This window comes from Oleiphilus sp. HI0066, assembly GCF_001635725.1.
In genome coordinates this window covers 1-1127 of the sequence record NZ_LWFH01000251.1, presented here as the reverse complement: position 1 = coordinate 1127, position 1127 = coordinate 1, and the positions used below count along the sequence as shown (strand labels likewise).

Annotated in this window: 2 protein-coding genes; both read left to right on the top strand. The window is 44.5% G+C overall.

What is annotated here, in order from left to right:
• On the top strand, window positions 1-412 hold a 412-nt coding region (locus tag A3738_RS03905), incomplete at its 5' end, for a DNA-processing protein DprA (RefSeq protein WP_197473566.1).
• Between the two features lie 79 nt (window positions 413-491).
• Window positions 492-1058, top strand: a complete 567-nt coding sequence (locus A3738_RS03900) for an L-threonylcarbamoyladenylate synthase (RefSeq protein ID WP_068476815.1) — start codon at window positions 492-494, stop codon at window positions 1056-1058.
• The last annotated feature ends 69 nt before the right edge of the window (window positions 1059-1127 follow it).

The following is a 1127-nucleotide window of genomic DNA, read 5'->3' as shown; positions in this document are numbered from 1 at the left end:
CATAAAAAGCGGTTCGTTGATCACTGCGCGTTATGCGATTGAGCAGAACAGAGATGTTTATGCTGTACCGGGCTCTCCTAAGTCACTAAATAGCCAAGGCTGTAATTATTTGATTAGAGAAGGTGCGCGATTAGTTGGATCTATTGAAGACCTGATCATTGACTTACATAAAGACTTGAACGTGAGTGGCCTTACATTAAAAGGGGTTGCGGATTCGGCCCACGATGAGGCGCAAAATGTGAGCGATGCAGCGCAATTGGTTCTCAGTGCAGTAGGGAGTGATACGATCAGCTTTGATGATTTATTTGAGCGTTTAGAGATGAGTTTTGAACACTTATCCGAGCACTTATTAGAGCTAGAGTTAGCTGGGCTGATCAGTTCCGTTTCTGGTGGTTATCAGCTAGGTTCTTAAGTAGAATGCCCCTCGTTTTTAGATCGACTGTTTCGTTCATGCAACAGCATTAATGATTGATATTTAAAGAGGGATCCTCATGCAAAGAGCATTTGATTGGAAAGCTAGTCTAGCCGCCGAGGTCATGCAATTGGGAGGCGTTGTGGCTTATCCTACCGAGGCTGTTTGGGGCTTAGGTACTGATCCATATCAAGAACGAGCTGTTAAAAGGATTCTTACATTAAAGCAGCGACCACAAGAGAAAGGCTTAATTCTAATTTCAGGCCAAGCAGAGCATTTTCTTCCGTATCTTGAAGGCTTGCCAGAAGAGTTAGTTCGACGTTTCTTTACACAGCAAGACCGACCAACGACTTGGCTCGTGCCAGATATCCATAATCGGGTTCCACCATGGGTGAAAGGCGAACATTCATCAGTAGCAATGCGGTTAACAACGCACCCTCCATGTGTTGCCTTATCGAAACATTTTGGCGGGGTAGTTGTGTCAACTTCAGCTAATCCAGCAAGCAAACTTTCCGCGATGAGTTTAAGTGAGGTTCACAATTACTTTCGCGGTCGTCTAGAGTTTTGTTATCAAGCGTCACTTGGTGGTGGACAAAGTGCTTCTCAGATCAAGGATCTTGAGTCAGGAAAGGTGTTGCGCGTATGAATATGTTAGAGCAAGTAAAAGCGTATCTATTGGATTTACAAGATCGCATTTGTGCCGACCTTGAGAGAG